The organism is Parachryseolinea silvisoli (genome assembly GCF_021190955.1).
Taxonomy (GTDB): domain Bacteria; phylum Bacteroidota; class Bacteroidia; order Cytophagales; family Cyclobacteriaceae; genus Ohtaekwangia; species Ohtaekwangia silvisoli.
Genome location: NZ_JAIOAO010000002.1, coordinates 1259417 through 1276446 on the forward strand (window position 1 = coordinate 1259417; position 17030 = coordinate 1276446).

Genomic DNA, 17030 nt, shown 5'->3' on the forward strand with positions numbered 1-17030 from the left:
AAAGATATATAACTTATCAGACGAAATGATGTTGGTAGAAGAGAAAGATGCGCTAAAAGAAAGACTTAAAGAAGTATTCGGTTACAGCCAGTTTAGAGGTAATCAAGAGACGATTATCCGCAATCTACTGGATGGTAGAAATACATTTGTCATCATGCCGACGGGCGCTGGTAAGTCATTATGCTATCAGCTGCCGGCGATGATGAAAGACGGCCTTGCGATCGTTATATCACCGCTCATCGCACTCATGAAGAACCAGGTGGATCAAATGAATGCCTACGGTGTAAACGCACGCTTCTTAAACTCTACCCTGAGCAAGAGTGAGATCACGCGGCTGAAGAAAGATTGTATGAATGGCAACGTAAAGCTTTTATACGTTGCACCGGAGTCGCTGAACAAAGAAGAGACAATAGAGTTCCTCAAGAAAGTGAATGTAGCCTTCGTTGCCATTGACGAAGCGCACTGTATATCAGAATGGGGCCATGACTTCCGTCCGGAATACCGCCGTATTAAGAATATGATTCAGAACCTGGGCGATATGCCGGTGATCGCGTTGACCGCCACCGCCACGCCCAAGGTACAGATCGATATTCAGAAGAACTTGCAGATGGAAGAGGCCGATGTATTTATCTCTTCCTTCAACCGTAAGAATCTGTACTACGAGGTTCGTCCTAAAAAAGAGACGAAGAAACAGCTGATTAAATTCCTGAAAGAACATAAAGGCAAGTCGGGTGTGATCTATTGCCTCAGCCGTAAGAAGGTGGAGGAGATCGCCCAGCTGCTGAACGTAAACGGCTTTAAAGCCGCTCCGTACCACGCCGGGCTTGATCCGGATGTGCGGATGAAGAACCAGGACGATTTCCTCAACGAAGAAGTAGACATCATCGTGGCAACCATCGCCTTTGGGATGGGTATCGACAAGCCCGATGTGCGCTTTGTGGTACACTACGATGTGCCCAAGTCGCTGGAGGGGTATTACCAGGAGACCGGCCGCGGTGGTCGTGATGGACTGGAAGGGCTCTGCCTGATGTTCTATAGTCATAACGACCTGAGCAAGCTCGAGAAGTTTAATAAAGATAAGCCGGTGCAGGAGCGCGAGAATTCGCGCATCCTGCTACAGGAAATGGAATACTATGCAGAGTCGCCGGTATGTCGCCGTCGCCAGCTGCTGCATTACTTCGGTGAAGAGTATACACAAGAGAACTGCGGTATGTGCGACAACTGCGTACATCCGCGCGAGCGCTTTGACGGCACGGAAGCCGTGAAACTGGTGATACAAGCCGTAAAACAAACCAACGAGCGCTTTGGTCTGAACCACCTCGTGAACGTTATCCGTGGCACAGAAGATGAATATGTGAAAAGCTACGGCCACTTCGACCTCGCCGTATATGGCAAGGGTGGTGACGAGGACGTCGACTACTGGAAATCGGTCATTCGCCAGACGCTGATCTATCAATTCCTGGAAAAAGACATTGACAATATCGGCGCGCTGAAGGTCTCACAAAGAGGTGAGGACTTCCTGCGGAAGCCGCACGCAGTAGAGCTGGCACGCGATCACGACTTTACCACGGAGATTGACGAAGAAGAAGAGTCAGCCGAACGCATGCCGGTCAACACTAAATCGTACGACGTGAAGTTGTTCGAGATGCTGAAAGCCCTGCGTAAGAAGATTGCCAAGGATAAGAATCTGCCGCCGTATGTGATCTTCCAGGATCCGTCGCTGGAAGAAATGGCAACGACCTATCCAACCACCAAGGACGAGCTGGCCCAGGTGAACGGTGTGGGCATGGGCAAGGTGAACAAGTTTGGTGATGAATTCCTGACACTTATTCAGCAGTTCGTAGACGAGCACGACATCGAAACCGCCAATGACGTGGTGGTGAAGTCGTCGGTAAACAAGTCGAAGACGAAGATCCTGATCATTCAGCAGGTTGATCGTAAGGTGGACCTGGAAGAAATTGCCGAAACGGTGAAGCTGTCGTTTAGCGACATGCTGACGGAGATCGAAAACATCTGCTACTCGGGCACAAAACTGAACCTGAACTACTACATCGATCAGGTTCTGGACGAGCATAAGCAGGACGATATACACGATTACTTCATGAACGCCGATACAGACAGCATGGAGGCCGCCCTGAACGACGATTCCATCGCCGACTATTCAGAGGAGGAAATCCGCCTGATGCGTATCAAATTCATGTCTGAATACGCGAACTAAGAAATCCAATCTGCCGGCTGGCGGTGGCGCACCTTTTCAGAGGAGTGCCACCGCCGGCCAGATTGTTTTTATTACCGGATTTCGCGTCTATCTTTGAGGTTCAACGAGATTTGAACCCATGAATATCCTCATAATTGGTAACGGCGGCAGGGAGCATGCTTTGGCCTGGAAGATTCGTCAGAGTCCCCGGTGCAGCAAGCTGTTTGTGGCCCCCGGCAACCCGGGCACGGCCCAGGTAGCGGAGAATGTGCCCATTGCAACCGACGACTTTTCCAGCCTGGGCGAATTTTGTCTTGCCCAATCCATCAGCCTGCTGGTGGTCGGCCCTGAGGCGCCGCTGGTAAAAGGCATCCGCGACTATTTCGAACAAGACCCCAAGCTTCAACATATTCTAATCGTAGGGCCCGGCAAAGTGGGTGCTCAGCTGGAAGGAAGCAAGGATTTCTCCAAGCAGTTTATGGTGCGCAATGGCATTCCCACCGCCAAAGCCCGCACCTTTATGGCCGCCGAGTTGGACCAGGCCATGGATTATATCAGCACGTGTAAGCCCCCGATCGTATTGAAGGCCGACGGCCTCGCCGCTGGCAAAGGCGTGATCATCAGCCTGAGCCAGACAGAGGCCAAAGCCGTGATCAAAGACATGCTGGTGAACAAGAAGTTTGGTGAAGCCAGCGCTAAAGTGCTGATCGAAGAATTTCTGAACGGCATCGAAGTGTCGGTGTTTGTACTGACCGACGGTAAAGATTATGTCATTCTGCCTGAAGCAAAAGACTATAAACGCATTGGCGATGGTGATACCGGTCCGAATACGGGCGGTATGGGCGCAGTGTCGCCCGTGGTGTTTGCTACCCCGGCTTTTATGAAGCGGGTAGAAGACGAAGTAGTAAAACCTACGATTGCGGGCCTCCAAAAGGACGGTATTGACTATAAAGGATTTATATTCGTAGGAATTATGAACGTGGGTGGCACCCCTTATGTAATCGAGTACAACGCCCGCATGGGCGACCCCGAGACACAGGCGGTAATGCCCCGTATTAAAAGTGACCTGGTCGATCTGCTGGAAGCTGTGGGCAAAGGTGCCCTGCAAGGCAAGACCATCGAGATCGATCCGGACCATTCCGTAACGATCGCGCTGGTATCCGGCGGCTACCCGGGTGAATATGAAAAAGGCAAGGCGATTGATGGCCTGGGCAACTATGAGCCTACGCTGGTCTTCCATGCCGGCACCAAGCAGCAACAGGACAAGGTTGTGACCGAAGGTGGGCGTGTGCTGGCCGTGTCGGGTAAAGGATCGTCGCTGGAAGATGCTCGTGCAAAGGCCTACGCAGTGGCCGATCAGATTCAATGGGATGGCCTGTACTTCCGGAAGGATATCGGCCAGGATTTGTTGAACTTTAAAATATAACCACTATGGGATGTTCCTGTGGAACGAAAAGTAAAGACGGTAAAGTCGCCGGCTGCCAGAACAACGGCGCGTGTGAGACCGGCGGCTGTAATAAGATGAATGTATTCGACTGGCTGTCGAACATGGATGTGCCGGTAGAAGATAAATTTAATATCGTAGAAGTGCGCTTTAAGAATGGCCGCAAGGAGTTCTTTCGCAACGTCGATAGGCTGGGACTAACCACGGGCGATGCCGTGGTGGTAGAAGTTCCCAACGGTCATCACATCGGCCACGTATCGCTGCAGGGCGAGCTGGTGCGGTTGCAGATGCAAAAGAAGAAGATCGCCAACGACGGCGAGATCAAAAAGATATACCGCCTGGCGCACCAGAAAGACCTCGAGAAATTTGAAGAGGTAAAGAAACGAGAGCTGCCTACGCTATACCGCACGCGCGAGATTGTCCGTGATCTGAAACTCGAAATGAAGCTGTCGGATATCGAATACCAGGCCGACAATATCAAAGCAACATTCTTTTATTCGGCCGACGACCGGGTAGACTTCCGCGAGCTGATCAAGCTCCTGGCAGGCGAGTTTAAGATTCGCGTAGAGATGCGGCAAATCAGTCTGCGCCAGGAAGCAGGCCGCCTCGGTGGCATCGGTGTCTGTGGCCGTGAGCTGTGCTGCTCCACCTGGCTAACCGATTTTAAGAACGTGGCAACGAGCGCGGCGCGCTACCAAAACCTGTCGTTGAACCCCAGCAAACTGTCGGGCCAATGTGGACGCCTGAAGTGCTGTCTGAATTACGAGCTGGAAACCTATATGGACGCGCTGGAGGATATACCGAAGATCGAAGCGCCGTTGCAGACCGAAAAAGGTGAAGCAACGCTGCAGAAGACCGATATCTTCCGCAAGATCATGTGGTTTGGCTTCAAAGAAGAAAACACCTGGTACCCGCTCAACATCGAGCGCGTGAACCACATCTTACGCATGAACCGCGAGGGCAAACGCCCGGCGACACTGGATATCGACATTGTAGAAGAGAAAGTCATGGGCGGCCCGCTGAACAGCGATCTGGACCAGATGGACAAGAAGTTCAAGAACAAGTCGCGCACCAAGAAGAAAAAGAAAAAGGGCCCCGAGAGTGGTCAGGGACGTGGCAATACCAACGCTCAGGCCGCTGGTGCAGAAGGTGCCGCGCCAACAAAAGACACACACAATGCTGCGGGCGACCAGGTGCAAAGTGGCGGCGGCCGGCAGCAACAGCGAAATTCGGGCGGCAACAACCCGCAGCAAAAAAATAACCCGCAGAACCGCCAGGGACAAGGCCAGGGAAATCCTCGTGGCAACCGCGAACAACGCGGCGGTGGTGGCAGTGAAGGGGGTGGCGGTAACCGCGAAGGGCGGAGCCGTAACCGTAACCGTGGGAATCGCGGCGGCGGACAAGGCCGGGAGAACCGCGGTGGAGGAGAAGGTCAAACGCCCAAACCCGATAACCCGCAATGAGCGTGAGAGCCGTATGGATGATCGTCGCAGGACTGCTGGTAGCGGCCTGCGGTGACGACAACCGTGTGTACGAGAAGTATATAGACTTTGAAGACCGCCATTGGTTGGTATCCGAAAAGCCCGAGTTCGAATTCGACATACAGGATACACAAGCGCGGTATGACATTATCGGGAACATCAGAAACGAAGTGTCCTATCCGTGGTCAAGAATTTTTATTACCTATTATCTGAATGACTCGACCGGCAAGCAGCTGCATAAAAACCTGCTCGGCAATTACCTGTTTGACGCCAAGTCAGGTAAGCCGCTAGGCACGAGCGGGCTGGGCGATATATATGATCACCAGCTGGTATTGTTAAGTAACTATCAGTTCTCCAAGCCGGGGAAGTATACTGTAAAGCTGGAGCAGTTTATGCGGAAGGATACGCTCGATGGCGTGTTGGCCGTGGGCCTGCGGGTGGAGAAGATTGTGCCGTAAAGTAAGTAAAAGCCATAAAAAAGAAGGGCGGGATATACATCCCGCCCTTCTTTTTTATTACGCCTTTATTTAAGCCACAACTTGTTCTTTCTTTACAGTGCTGGCGATCGGTGTAAAAGTAGCACCCTGCGCCAGGATAATACCCACACCATCCTGCTGAGACCACTCGCGCAGCTTAGACAGGCGCACTTGCCCAACCATATACTGTTTGCCGCTCGCAGCATAACCCGACTGGAACTGCTCAAAATCCTGAATCGAAATTTTGATCGTGTCATCGAAGCTGACGTGTGCATCTACAATGAGGTCGTTCGAGAACTCGAAGCGATCAGCCTGGTGGAATTTTTTATACTCATAGGCATAGTCATACGACAGCGCGGAGATGTCAGACAATACCGCCGATCCGGTAGGGTAACTACCAGCGCCCTTGCCGATAAACAATTGTTTTTCAGCGAAGGCACCTTGCACTTGTACGGCATTATACTCGTTGCGTACGGAGGCGAGCGGGTTAGTGGCTTCTATGAACTGCGGTGCCACGAAACCATATACCTTGTTCTGAATGCGGAACGAACGTGCGATCAATTTGATGAAGTAGCCGTTGTCACGGGCGAACTTCAGGTCCTGGTCGGAGATCTTATCGATGCCGATGTTGATGATGTCTTCAGGTTTGAGAAACAGGCCAAAGGTGTGGGCAATGGCAATGACCAGTTTATACTTGGGGTCGTAGCCTTTCACGTCGAGGCTCGGGTCGCTTTCGGCAAAGCCCAGCTCTTGCGCTTTCTTTAGCGCATCGGCGTAGGTCTTCTTTTCTTCGAAAACTTTCGTGAGGATATAGTTGGTGGAACCGTTGAAGATACCTTCGATGCTGTTCAGCAGATCGTTGTCATAATACTCTTCCAGGTTGCGCAGGATGGGAATGCTACCGCAGACGGCTCCTTCGTAAAGCACTGGAAGGCCGGTTTGCTTTTGCAGGTTGTAGATTTCCTGCAGGTGTTCGGCCAGCATCTTTTTGTTGGCAGTGATTACAGCTTTGCCGTTGAGGAGGGCGGTCTTTACTATTTCAAAAGCAGCACGGGCGTCGTCGATGAGCTCGACAACAACATCAATCTCGGGATTGTTAAGAATCTCTTCTTTGTCGAAGGTAAAGAAGTCATCGTTTACGGGACGTTCTTTGGTTTTATTTTTAACGCAGACCTTTTTGATCTCGGCCTCTACACTGCCATGTGTTTCGTTCAGTACGTGATAGAGTCCTTGTCCCACACATCCGAATCCAAACAAACCTAACTTTAGTTTCTTTCTCATGATAATACCGTGCTTAATTGCTTTTGCTGATAAAAGTGTTTTATGACTGAATCCAATTGTTCGAACTCCACCAGGAAGCCGTCGTGTCCATAGAGCGAAGTAAGCTCAATGTACGTGGCCCCCGGAATGTTAGCGGCCAGGAATTTTTGCTCGTGTACCGGAAAGAGTATATCGGTGTCGATGCCGACTATAAGAGTCCTGGCCTGGACAGTCTGCAGCGCTGCTTCGATGCTTTCGCGCGTACGGCCTACATTGTGGCTGTCCATCATTTTAGAAAGTGTATAGTACGAAAAGGCATCGAAGCGATTCACGAGCTTCTCGCCCTGGTATCGTTGGTACGTGGAGGCGCGAAAGTCGTCGAGCTTATCGTGGTCCTTTTCGATCTGTGTCTGGTTGAATGTTTCGTAGTAACGATAAGAAAGCATACCGATAGCACGGGCAGCCTTGAGGCCCTGGGCACCGGCGCGTGGATCGTTTTCTTTCCACGTAGGATCGGCTTCGATCGACAGGCGCTGTGCTTCGTTAAAGGCAATGCCCCACGGTGAGTGCGCAGCGTTTGTCGCGAGGGCAATAAGATGTTTGAAGACACCGGGTTGCTGAATGGCCCATTCCAACGCTTGTTGTCCACCGAGAGAGCCGCCGAGCAATGTATGGATACTATCGATCTGTAATTCCCGACGCAGCAGGTCGAAGGCACGCACCGAATCGCGGTTCGTCAACGTCGGAAACGCGTGATAAAACGGCTTGCCGGTTTCGGGATTGATCGAAAGTGGGCCGGTAGAGCCATAGCAGCCGCCGAGCATGTTCGCGCAGATGATGAAATAATGTTTGGGATCGAACGCGCTGCCCTCACGGAACAGGTCGCCCCACCAATCGGTGAAATCAGAACTGCCCGTCAGTGCGTGACAAACCCAGACGATGTTGGAACGATCGTGGTTGAGCTTCCCTAATGTGGTATATCGCAGTTGAAAACCTGGCAATACGCCGCCGGCTTCGAGCGGAAAGGGATGCTGGTGGTGGAATGTATGATCGTGCTTTTGCATGCTTCACTTACTCTCCCCGAAGTCGCCTTTCCGGGTTTACCGGAAAGGGACGTTCAGGTACTCTATAAACTACTTTAACTTAGGATACTAATTCTCCTTCGAATACTTTCTCGAAGGCTTGCTGCAAATCTGCCTTCAGGTCATCGATATGTTCGATGCCCGCGGAGATGCGCAGCTGATTCGGTAAAACACCCGCAGCGGCCTGCTCCGCATCGCTAAGCTGCTGGTGCGTGGTGGCCGAAGGTTGTATAATGAGCGTTTTGGCATCGCCCACGTTTGCCAGGTGGCTTACCAATTTCAGGCTATCGACAAAACGCGTCGTGTGCTGTTTGGTGCCGCGCAGCGTGAACGAGAATACACCGCCAAAACCATTGCGCAGGTATTTCTTCGCCAGCTTGTGATGCGGGCTGCTCGGCAGGCCGGGATAATACACTTTCTCCACCAGTGGGTGCTGCTCCAGCCATTGTGCCAGTGCCAGCGCATTATCGACGGAGCGTTGTACACGCAGCGACAGTGTTTCCAATCCTTGCAGTAACAAGAAAGCGTTGAAAGGGCTCAGTGCCGGACCAAAGTCGCGCAAGCCTTCTACGCGTGCGCGAATGATAAAGGCAATATTGGGAAGCCCCAGTGGATTACCTTCACCAAATACTTCCGCGAACTTCAAACCATGATACCCTTCGGAAGGCTCCGTAAACTGTGGGAATTTACCATTGCCCCAGTTATAGTTACCACCATCAATAATGACACCGCCAATAGAAGTACCATGGCCGCCAATCCATTTGGTAGCGGAGGCGACGACGATATGTGCGCCGTGCTCGAGTGGACGGAAGAGATAACCTCCCGCGCCGAACGTATTGTCGACGATGAGCGGCAGGTCATGCTTCTTGGCAATCGCGGCGATTGCTTCGAAGTCCGGTATATTAAAGCCCGGGTTACCGATAGTTTCCAGGTATAAGGCTTTGGTGTTTTTATCGATCAGTTTTTCAAAGGATTCGGCTTTGTCCCCGTCAGCGAAACGCACATCGATACCGAGGCGTTTGAAGGCTACTTTGAATTGATTATAGGTACCGCCGTATAAGAACGACGTAGTCACAAAATTGTCGCCAGCCTGAAGTATATTATTGAGGGCAATGAATTGCGCGGCTTGTCCTGAAGCCGTGGCGAGGGCGGCGACGCCGCCTTCCAGTGCTGCGAGGCGTTTTTCAAACACATCGTTGGTTGGGTTCATAATGCGGCTATAGATGTTGCCAAATTCTTTGAGGGCAAAGAGGTTGGCGCCATGCTCGGAGTCGCGAAACCCGTACGAGGTAGTTTGGTAAATGGGTACGGCGCGTGCGCCTGTAGTGGGATCTATTTCCTGGCCTGCGTGAAGCTGTAATGTTTCGAAACGTAAGGTCGACATAATGTTAATGTTTTATTCAGTGAATGATTTGTTGTAGAAGTTGCGCGACGTGGACGTAGCCGTAATCGTACCTGTCACCGGGTAGATCGTACGCTAGTGTGTTGCTAATGGCGGTGCGCTGCTAGCAACGACACATACAACAACAGGCGTTGTTGCACATACAACAAATAATAGAGCTGAATAAAGCAGAGACGTAAGCACGCGGACCCTGAAGAAGGGCCGATCCGGGAAAGATGGTGTTGATGATGCTTTTCATTTTCATCGTTTTATATTTCCCGGCCTGGACCATCCAAGCCGGAGTCAGGATTTAGCACCTTTTCCCTATTGGGAGTGGTTGCTAGCGCTTCTTAGAGCCTGTCTCTCCGCGCTTCTTTATAAATCGATTGGCAAGATGTGCCTATTCGACTTTGATACTACAAACCTAGAGCCTGAAAAGCTGCTTTCCAAACGCTGTCAGAAAAAAATTATGGCAAAACACCGTACGAGTGTTCGGAGAATTGCGTAAAAACCGCACTGGAAATGTCGTGAAGGCGCTTTTGAACCGCGCCGGATGGAATCTGAAAAAGACCCGCCACACCTGGTTGACAGCGTGTGGCGGATGAATTTTGAATATCTTAGGTCAGCATGCCGCCGTCAACCTGCAGCACCTGGCCGGAGATGTACGTGGACATATCCGAACCCAGGAACACACACGCATCGGCGACGTCTTCGGGACGGCCGCCGCGCTTCAGCGGAATGGCGTCGCGCCAGGTTTGCACGACTTTCTGATCGAGCACGGCCGTCATTTCGGTCTCAATAAAACCGGGCGCCACGGCATTTGAGCGGATGCCACGTGAGCCAAGCTCCAGGGCAACCGACTTCGTAAAGCCAATGATGCCGGCTTTTGATGCCGCATAGTTAGCCTGACCGGCGTTGCCCTTCAGACCTACCACCGACGTCATGTTGATGATCGAGCCGCCTTTCTGTTTCATCATTTGTTTGGTGACAGCCTTTACCGTATTGAAGCAAGACTTCAGGTTGACATTGATGACCTTGTCCCACATCTCTTCCGTCATGCGCAGCAGGAGTGTATCGGCTGTGATGCCGGCATTGTTTACGAGGATGTCCAGCGAGCCAAAGTCGGCGATCACATCGTTGATCAGCTTCTCCGCTTGCGCGTAGTCGGATGCATCCGAACGGTAACCTTTCGCCTTCACACCTTTAGCGGAGAGCTCCGCCTCGAGGGCTTGTCCCTGCTCTACGCTGGACAAATACGTGAAGGCTACTTGTGCGCCTTGCTCGGCATACTTCAAGGCAATAGACCTTCCGATGCCTTTTGATGCGCCTGTGACAAGCGCTGTTTTTCCTTGTAATAGTTTCATACCAAAAAGTTCAAATTCCGGTGTTAAAATTAAATGTTGCACCCTCCGGTTTTGCCGGAAGGATTGCTGCCAAAAAGTGCCAAAAATAGTCAATTCCTGCAAAAACACGAGAAAAGGGCGCCGGGAGCATTCCTTATTTCAAACGTTGCGTAAATGTAGTGGCACCGCGTATATTTGGCAGCGAATTATAAATCCTATACTATGTCAAAATATGATCTGATTGTGATCGGGAGTGGTCCCGGGGGGTACGTGGCAGCCATCCGTGCCTCTCAACTGGGAATGAAGGTAGGGGTAGTGGAGAAGGCCGAAATAGGTGGTATCTGCCTCAACTGGGGCTGTATCCCCACCAAAGCATTGTTGAAAAGCGCAAACGTTTTTGAATACATCAAGCACGCCAAAGATTACGGTGTAGAAGTAAAAGACTTCAAAGCCGATTTTACAGGTATAGTAAAGCGCAGTCGTGACGTGGCTGCCAGCAACAGTAAAGGTGTACAATTCCTGTTCAAGAAAAATAAGATCGACCTTCTCGAAGGGTTCGGTAAACTGAAGAAAGGCGGCAAAGTGGAAGTGACCGATGCTGCCGGTAAGAAGACCGATTACGAAGCGAAACATACGATCGTGGCAACCGGAGGTCGCTCACGCGAGCTGCCTGCCATGAAGATCGACGGCAAGAAGATCATCGGCTACCGCGAGGCCATGGTGCTGCCGGAGCAACCCAAGAAAATGCTGGTCGTAGGCTCCGGCGCTATCGGCATCGAGTTTGCGTACTTCTATAACGCACTGGGCACGGAAGTGACTGTCATCGAATTCCTGCCACGCATTCTACCGGTTGAAGACGAAGAAGTGTCCAAAACACTTGATAAGATCTTTAAGAAGGATGGCATGAAGATCTATGTCAACTCGGAAGTAACGAAAGTTGACACCTCCGGCAAAGGCTGTGTGGCCACCGTAAAAACGCCCGATGGCGAGATCAAACTGGAAGCAGACATCGTACTGTCGGCCGTAGGTGTAGCAACAAACCTCGAAGGTATAGGCCTGGAAGATGTGGGTGTGAAGACCGAGAAAGGAAAAGTGTTAGTAGATGATTTCTACCAAACCAACGTGCCCGGCGTATATGCCATCGGTGATATTGTAAAAGGCCAGGCCCTGGCACACGTAGCGTCTGCCGAAGGTATCATTTGCGTAGAAAAGATCGCGGGTCAGAACCCTGAACCGTTGAACTATAACAACATTCCAGGCTGTACCTATTGCACACCAGAAGTTGCTTCGGTAGGGTATACCGAAGAAGGCGCGAAGAAAGCCGGCTATGAGATCAAAGTGGGCAAGTTTCCGTTCTCCGCTTCAGGCAAAGCAAAAGCTGCCGGCGCCACCGACGGCTTTGTGAAAGTGATCTTCGATGCGAAATATGGCGAATGGCTAGGTGCGCACTTCGTCGGTGCGAACGTAACGGAGATGATTGCCGAAGTTGTAGCCGCGCGTAAGCTGGAAACAACAGGCCACGAGATCATCAAGTCCGTGCACCCGCACCCGACAATGAGCGAAGCGATTATGGAAGCAGCGGCGGCTGCTTATGGTGAGGTGATTCACTTGTAAGTCGCCTTACTGAAAAGATAATATAAGAGCGGCTGCCCAAAAGGTAGCCGCTTTTTTTGACGGTCGTATAACAACGAGAGGCATTAAGAATAAATGACAATGAAAAAGAATCTGATTTTGTGTATCTGTTTTCTGCTCGTGCTCGCGGGATGCAGCAAACCAGAGCTGTTTAAGGCAAATCAAATCGAAGAAATCAGAATTGAAGAAAATACTTCCTCCCTGGATGCTGCCAAAATCGTCACCGATCGTGAAGTTGTAAAGCAGTTTATTGAAGCAATAAATAACGCCGAGCCAGATTCAATAAAGTTCTCTCCAAAATGGCGGATATTAATGACCGACGAAAAAGGAAATGTACACATGGTTTTCTGCACGAAGCACAACTTCAAGTACAAAGGGAAGTTCTACAAATCGGAAGAAGACATGGAGCAGATTCTTATGCGTGAAGATCGCGAAGGGAAAAGAAAATGAAATAAGATCACCCACCTCATCCCGTCGCTCACACACGCAAGCGATTATTTTGGATTAAATAAGATGCTTGATCGAGGCAAAAATTTCGTCGTGCACGATGGTGAGACAGTACTCCATCGCTGCCTCGTGATCCGGATCTTCTTGTAACGTTAGCATGATCGGACTGTAGTGAACCCAATTGACAGGTGCTATCTGCAACTCCTTCAGGGATTTCCACATGAAGGTTGTTTTTACTTTCGATAGATTTTCAATCTGATACCGTTCTGAGAGATAAGCCCTTAGACTTGCTTCGCTAAGGATTTTCTTGATTTCATAATTTCGAAGTTGCTTTACAAACGAGGTGGCATCGTTGATGTTGAATACCTGATCTTTAATCTTCTGCATACGGTTAAAGGCCAAATATAATTCATCGCGATAAATTAGACACATAAATTTTCAAACAACGCGAAAATCATCAGCGTCCGGCCATAGAATGCCTAGGGGCCACGTTGTTTCCAATGCGTGGAACCGCGGGTCTGGCGCGAGCGGTAAACACTCGCGCCAGAATATATTATGCGCCTGCAGCGCCGAGGATCTTCGCGGCGCCGGCGTATTTCACTTCTTTGACGATGCTATCGCCGTATAGCGCTCCGAAGCGGATGCCGATTGTAAGTACCAGCGTATAGGCTTCGTCTTCTGGTATCCGGTCCAGCGCTATTTCCAATGTGGAGGATGGGCAGCCTTGCTTAGCGGGATACCAGGGTGTTTCTGAATTAACCGTACCCGTACCGTTAGTGAGGCCTCCATACCATTTCGGAGGCAGAAGCTCTTTGCGGTCGAGGTCATAGAGGAAGTCGGGGGCCATGCCCAGCGAGATCTCGAAGCGAAACAGCGCGTGATCGTCTTGTGGAAGAAAATTGATCCCTCGCATCAGTGCTGGGATCTCTACACGGGCTGTGAGGGTGGCGCGGTCCAGGGACCACTCCAGTGTGGTCCGGACGATCGTATCGAACAGATTGATTTTATTGAGTGGGAACCCTCGCAGTACATCGGGATATCGGGAGAGAACAATGTTACGTGTGCCCCATTCGCTCAGGCCATCTTGCTTTTGTACGAGCCTGATTAGCGCGTTGATGGGCCCGGTGAAGTTGAATCCGCCAGACAAGTCCCGAAGGGTGTGAAAGGTCCACCGCACATGCTGTGCAGCCAGCGTAACAGCCGTAAACTCTCGGTGATGCCGTCGTGTGTTGGAAAAGTTTTCGCCATGCAGCACGTCTTTGCGGTCAGGGCCGCCTTTCTGCCGAACAATTTTTTTGTCTACACCACGCATCTCGTAGATGCTGAAATCTCCTAATGGCCCGGTTATATCGAGCCCTTTTAATGTTGCCATACGTATATAATTGGTTAATTGATTACAATAACATCCCAGGGTAACCTCCAAAGAGGTCACCGTAAGTCAGCAAAATCTATTCATAATATCGATATACCCGTGTCTGTCGCGAGGGGCGAGCGACTATTGTGCTAGTCCTTTCTGTACTAGCTTATCTCTAGCATAAGTCTAGCTTGACTCTAGCTCAAGACTAGGTCATCCCCCCTCTATCCCGCCTCCGTAAAACAATTTTTGGGAAGCCGTGATATCTTTTTTTATACTGCTCTAAAAAACACGATCGCGGTGATCTTTGCAAATGCAGGGATGCGTGGACTGCCGGATATGGCCGTTTTGTCCTATAATGTCCTAAAATGTCCTATTATTTCCGCGTACGATTGCGGTATGGAATTGAATGCTCCTGCTAACGCTCGCCGTCATACTCGGCACAAGTGCCGCATCGCTGATGCGAACACTTGCGCAGAGGGTAGACTTAGAAGAAAAAAGAAAGGCCCGTCTTAAAGAAGAAAGGCGTGCCGGGTGTGAAGTGTATTTCGGAAACCGGGTCGATCTCGTTTTGAAGTCTTGACTCGGTGTCGAACTGGGCTTCGTTCCATGCGTCATTGAGCAGGTTCTCGGCTACAAAGCTTAACTCGAACCTGGAGCGTGTATACTTCAACACGGCGTCGGCCAGAAAGTATCCTTTTGCTTCGACGGAATTGTCTTCGTTGGCCGCGCGATCGCCCATGTAACGGTAGCGGAGGCTGCCGTTGATGCCATTCTTTAACCGGAACGAAAGACCGCCGATGCTGGTAAACGTTGGTGCCAGCGGAATGTAATCTTCGCCTTCGGGGGCATCTTCTACTTTGGGATTTGTCAGGTTTACGTCGCCGTCGAGGTAGAGCCAGGGCATGATCTGATAACGTAAGGAAAGGTCAAGGCCCTGGCGCAAGGTCTTTCCACCGGGTTCGACGACGCCTTCATCACCGACGTAGACAAATTCCTGATCCAGGCGCAGTGTCCAGGCGGCGGCGGTCAGCAGCAGCTTGTTGCTTATCTTCACCGTTGCGCCGACATCCACGCCGTAAGCCTTCGGGAGGATGTCTTCGCCGCGTTGGGCTACGACTACGCGCGTATCATTAGAGTGAAAGCCGATGCCGCTTTTTACAAACAGGTTTAGCGTGCGCGTCGCATTATAGCTGACATTAAGCTTGGGGCTGACAGTGGCTTTGCTGACACTTTGCCGATCGTACTCGGGCGTAAGCGCATCGATATAATTGAAGGTGAAATGGTCGAGGCGTACGGCGGCGTTTACCGAGAGCTTCTGCGAGAGGCGCAATGTTTCCTGCACGTAGGCATACAGGTTTGTCTCGTCGATGTCGCCGCGTGCGATGTCGTTTAGAAATATCTTGCGCGACCGGGTATGGTACAGGTGTAGATCGTTGATGTCATCGTATCGGAAACCTGCTCCGACTTCGCTTTGCACGGGCCGGCTGGCGAGCGCAAGATCCTGCGTGTAGCTACCGCGATAACCATAGATGTTGCGGGTTTCGCTTTGAGTGATCTGGTCGCCGTTGACTGGGTCGTTCAGGAAGAACGTGAAATTCGAGATGAGGTTAAAATCGTACCGGCTGTAATATAGCTGGTTTTCGATCATGGCCCCGTTGTCGAGCGTCTTCAGGTGTTTGATCCAGGCATTCGAACGTGATGTCTCGCCGCCTTCCGTGGGGTCGATCGAGCCAAAACGGGTGATGGCGCCGTTGGCGACGGCGCGCTCAGGTACCTGCCCCGAGGCATCCCAATGGCTGTTGAACGTCGACAGCCCTGCCGTGACGAACTGACTGCTGTCGAGATAAGCAGTATACTTGCCCATCAGATTCAGCCGGTTGAAGTTTTGGTTTGCGTCGAAGAACCCGTCGGTGCGGAAGTATTCGGAAGCGATGTAGGCGTTGCTGCGCCGGTCATCGTGCTGCTTGTCGAACAAGGTAATGGCATTCACGTTGCGGAAGGTGCCAAAGCGGCCGCCTTCGATCTTGATCATATCCTGGTCGAGGGCATCGCGGGTGTGGAATGCGGCGTAGCCAGCCGTGGTCATGTTTCCCTTGGCGGCATAGTAGGGGCCTTTGTTAAAATCTACGGTGCCGACGATCTCAGGAATAAGAAAGTGCAGGTCAGAGTAGCCCTGGCCGTGCGCGTGTGACACCATGTTGACGGGCATGCCGTCTACTTCCAGGTTGATGTCGGTGCCGTGGTCGATGTCGAATCCGCGCAGGAAGATTTGCTCGGCTTTACCCCCACCGGCGTGCTGCGCGATAAAGAGGCCGGGAACCATGCGCAGAATATCTTGCGACGTGTTGATCAGACGCAAGCGGATGTCTACCTGCGAGAGTGTGTTTGTCTCCCGTACCCGTTGATCCTGTACGACGACGTCTTCCAGTAGTAAGTCGCCGGGCTTGAGCATGGCGTTGAAGACGGCTGTTTCGCCGGATTGGATCATGACGGGTTGTTGCACGGCGGCGTAACCGACGAATGTTATCTGTATATCATATTGGCCGGCGGGTAGGCCGGTGACCCTGAAGTGGCCGAGTTTGTCTGTGGAGGTGCCGCGGTTCAATGACGGCAGGTAGACGTTTACGTCTGGCAAGGGGACCTTGCCCTCTTGCGTGATGGTGCCAGTTAGCGTGCCCGTGTTTTGTGCAAACAAGAGGGTAGGAGCTAACAGTACTATGTATAGTATTGATAGTATACTTTGTTTCATAGAAGAAATGGTGAAAAAATAATTGGGGTTCAGGCATGCCATGTATCGGCGATCGGCGCAAGTATTCGTGCCATTGCGTCTATCGTTGGCATTCTCCACGCCAGTCTGAAGACTGGCACCATGGTAGGCACTCCCGATAGCTATCGGGATCTCCGCCCCGAGACGGGGCTAAGACTTGCGC

The 17030-nt window shown here is 51.4% G+C and carries 13 protein-coding genes and 1 riboswitch; of the genes, 6 read left to right on the plus strand and 7 right to left on the minus strand.

The annotated features are described in order from the left end of the window. The first annotated feature begins 28 nt into the window (after positions 1-28). The 4 genes from recQ to K7P01_RS15260 all read left to right on the plus strand — a co-directional run bounded on the left by recQ (position 29) and on the right by K7P01_RS15260 (position 5580). Positions 29-2218: a DNA helicase RecQ gene (gene recQ, locus K7P01_RS15245; RefSeq protein WP_267295348.1), complete on the plus strand. Its 2190-nt coding sequence runs from the start codon at positions 29-31 to the stop codon at positions 2216-2218. Positions 2219-2336: 118 nt separating this feature from the next. Then, positions 2337-3623, plus strand: coding sequence for a phosphoribosylamine--glycine ligase (purD, locus tag K7P01_RS15250; RefSeq protein WP_267294455.1), 1287 nt, complete (start codon positions 2337-2339; stop codon positions 3621-3623). Between the two features lie 5 nt (positions 3624-3628). Further along, positions 3629-5104: a stage 0 sporulation family protein gene (locus K7P01_RS15255; protein ID WP_397311103.1), complete on the plus strand. Its 1476-nt coding sequence runs from the start codon at positions 3629-3631 to the stop codon at positions 5102-5104. Continuing rightward, complete coding sequence (locus tag K7P01_RS15260) at positions 5101-5580, plus strand: gliding motility lipoprotein GldH (RefSeq protein ID WP_267294457.1); 480 nt, start codon at positions 5101-5103, stop codon at positions 5578-5580. The genes K7P01_RS15255 and K7P01_RS15260 overlap by 4 nt, the downstream gene beginning before the upstream one ends. A 69-nt stretch (positions 5581-5649) precedes the next feature. On the opposite strand, the gene K7P01_RS15265 is transcribed toward K7P01_RS15260, so the two are convergent. From K7P01_RS15265 to fabG, 4 genes are all read right to left on the minus strand, one after another. After that, complete coding sequence (locus K7P01_RS15265; protein WP_267294459.1) at positions 5650-6879, minus strand: homoserine dehydrogenase; 1230 nt, start codon at positions 6877-6879, stop codon at positions 5650-5652. Continuing rightward, positions 6876-7922: a homoserine O-acetyltransferase MetX gene (gene metX / locus K7P01_RS15270; protein ID WP_267294461.1), complete on the minus strand. Its 1047-nt coding sequence runs from the start codon at positions 7920-7922 to the stop codon at positions 6876-6878. Before metX ends, K7P01_RS15265 begins: the two co-directional genes overlap by 4 nt. 79 nt (positions 7923-8001) lie before the next feature. Continuing rightward, positions 8002-9324, minus strand: a complete 1323-nt coding sequence (locus tag K7P01_RS15275) for an O-acetylhomoserine aminocarboxypropyltransferase/cysteine synthase family protein (RefSeq protein ID WP_267294463.1) — start codon at positions 9322-9324, stop codon at positions 8002-8004. Between the two features lie 263 nt (positions 9325-9587). Continuing rightward, a riboswitch (SAM riboswitch) is annotated at positions 9588-9705 on the minus strand. A gap of 233 nt (positions 9706-9938) precedes the next feature. Then, on the minus strand, positions 9939-10685 hold the full coding sequence (gene fabG / locus K7P01_RS15280; protein ID WP_267294465.1) for a 3-oxoacyl-[acyl-carrier-protein] reductase: 747 nt from the start codon (positions 10683-10685) through the stop codon (positions 9939-9941). A 201-nt stretch (positions 10686-10886) separates the two neighbouring features. On the opposite strand from fabG, the gene lpdA reads away from it, so the two are divergent. Both lpdA and K7P01_RS15290 read left to right on the plus strand, forming a co-directional pair. Then, on the plus strand, positions 10887-12278 hold the full coding sequence (gene lpdA, locus K7P01_RS15285; protein WP_267294467.1) for a dihydrolipoyl dehydrogenase: 1392 nt from the start codon (positions 10887-10889) through the stop codon (positions 12276-12278). Positions 12279-12377: 99 nt separating this feature from the next. After that, positions 12378-12746, plus strand: a complete 369-nt coding sequence (locus K7P01_RS15290) for a hypothetical protein (RefSeq protein ID WP_267294469.1) — start codon at positions 12378-12380, stop codon at positions 12744-12746. 54 nt (positions 12747-12800) lie between these two features. Here the strand turns inward: K7P01_RS15290 and K7P01_RS15295 are convergent, their stop codons facing one another. The 3 genes from K7P01_RS15295 to K7P01_RS15305 all read right to left on the minus strand — a co-directional run bounded on the left by K7P01_RS15295 (position 12801) and on the right by K7P01_RS15305 (position 16849). Then, complete coding sequence (locus tag K7P01_RS15295) at positions 12801-13130, minus strand: hypothetical protein (protein WP_254083644.1); 330 nt, start codon at positions 13128-13130, stop codon at positions 12801-12803. A gap of 166 nt (positions 13131-13296) precedes the next feature. After that, the gene (locus tag K7P01_RS15300) at positions 13297-14115 is read right to left on the minus strand and encodes a hypothetical protein (RefSeq protein ID WP_267294472.1); all 819 of its coding nucleotides are present in this window, start codon (positions 14113-14115) and stop codon (positions 13297-13299) included. Positions 14116-14584: 469 nt separating this feature from the next. Further along, entirely contained in the window at positions 14585-16849 is a 2265-nt protein-coding gene (locus K7P01_RS15305) for a TonB-dependent receptor (protein WP_267294474.1), read from the minus strand. Between the last annotated feature and the right edge of the window lie 181 nt (positions 16850-17030).

Excerpts from the sequence above, each read along its gene's own strand:
- K7P01_RS15300 (WP_267294472.1), bottom strand. The coding sequence starts at position 14,115 with ATGGCAACATTAAAAGGGCTCGATATAACCGGGCCATTAGGAGATTTC.
- fabG (WP_267294465.1), bottom strand. The coding sequence starts at position 10,685 with ATGAAACTATTACAAGGAAAAACAGCGCTTGTCACAGGCGCATCAAAA.
- K7P01_RS15290 (WP_267294469.1), top strand. The coding sequence starts at position 12,378 with ATGAAAAAGAATCTGATTTTGTGTATCTGTTTTCTGCTCGTGCTCGCG.
- recQ (WP_267295348.1), top strand. The coding sequence starts at position 29 with ATGTTGGTAGAAGAGAAAGATGCGCTAAAAGAAAGACTTAAAGAAGTA.
- K7P01_RS15265 (WP_267294459.1), bottom strand. The coding sequence starts at position 6,879 with ATGAGAAAGAAACTAAAGTTAGGTTTGTTTGGATTCGGATGTGTGGGA.
- K7P01_RS15255 (WP_397311103.1), top strand. The coding sequence starts at position 3,629 with ATGGGATGTTCCTGTGGAACGAAAAGTAAAGACGGTAAAGTCGCCGGC.
- K7P01_RS15295 (WP_254083644.1), bottom strand. The coding sequence starts at position 13,130 with ATGCAGAAGATTAAAGATCAGGTATTCAACATCAACGATGCCACCTCG.
- K7P01_RS15260 (WP_267294457.1), top strand. The coding sequence starts at position 5,101 with ATGAGCGTGAGAGCCGTATGGATGATCGTCGCAGGACTGCTGGTAGCG.
- K7P01_RS15305 (WP_267294474.1), bottom strand. The coding sequence starts at position 16,849 with ATGAAACAAAGTATACTATCAATACTATACATAGTACTGTTAGCTCCT.
- purD (WP_267294455.1), top strand. The coding sequence starts at position 2,337 with ATGAATATCCTCATAATTGGTAACGGCGGCAGGGAGCATGCTTTGGCC.
- K7P01_RS15275 (WP_267294463.1), bottom strand. The coding sequence starts at position 9,324 with ATGTCGACCTTACGTTTCGAAACATTACAGCTTCACGCAGGCCAGGAA.
- metX (WP_267294461.1), bottom strand. The coding sequence starts at position 7,922 with ATGCAAAAGCACGATCATACATTCCACCACCAGCATCCCTTTCCGCTC.
- lpdA (WP_267294467.1), top strand. The coding sequence starts at position 10,887 with ATGTCAAAATATGATCTGATTGTGATCGGGAGTGGTCCCGGGGGGTAC.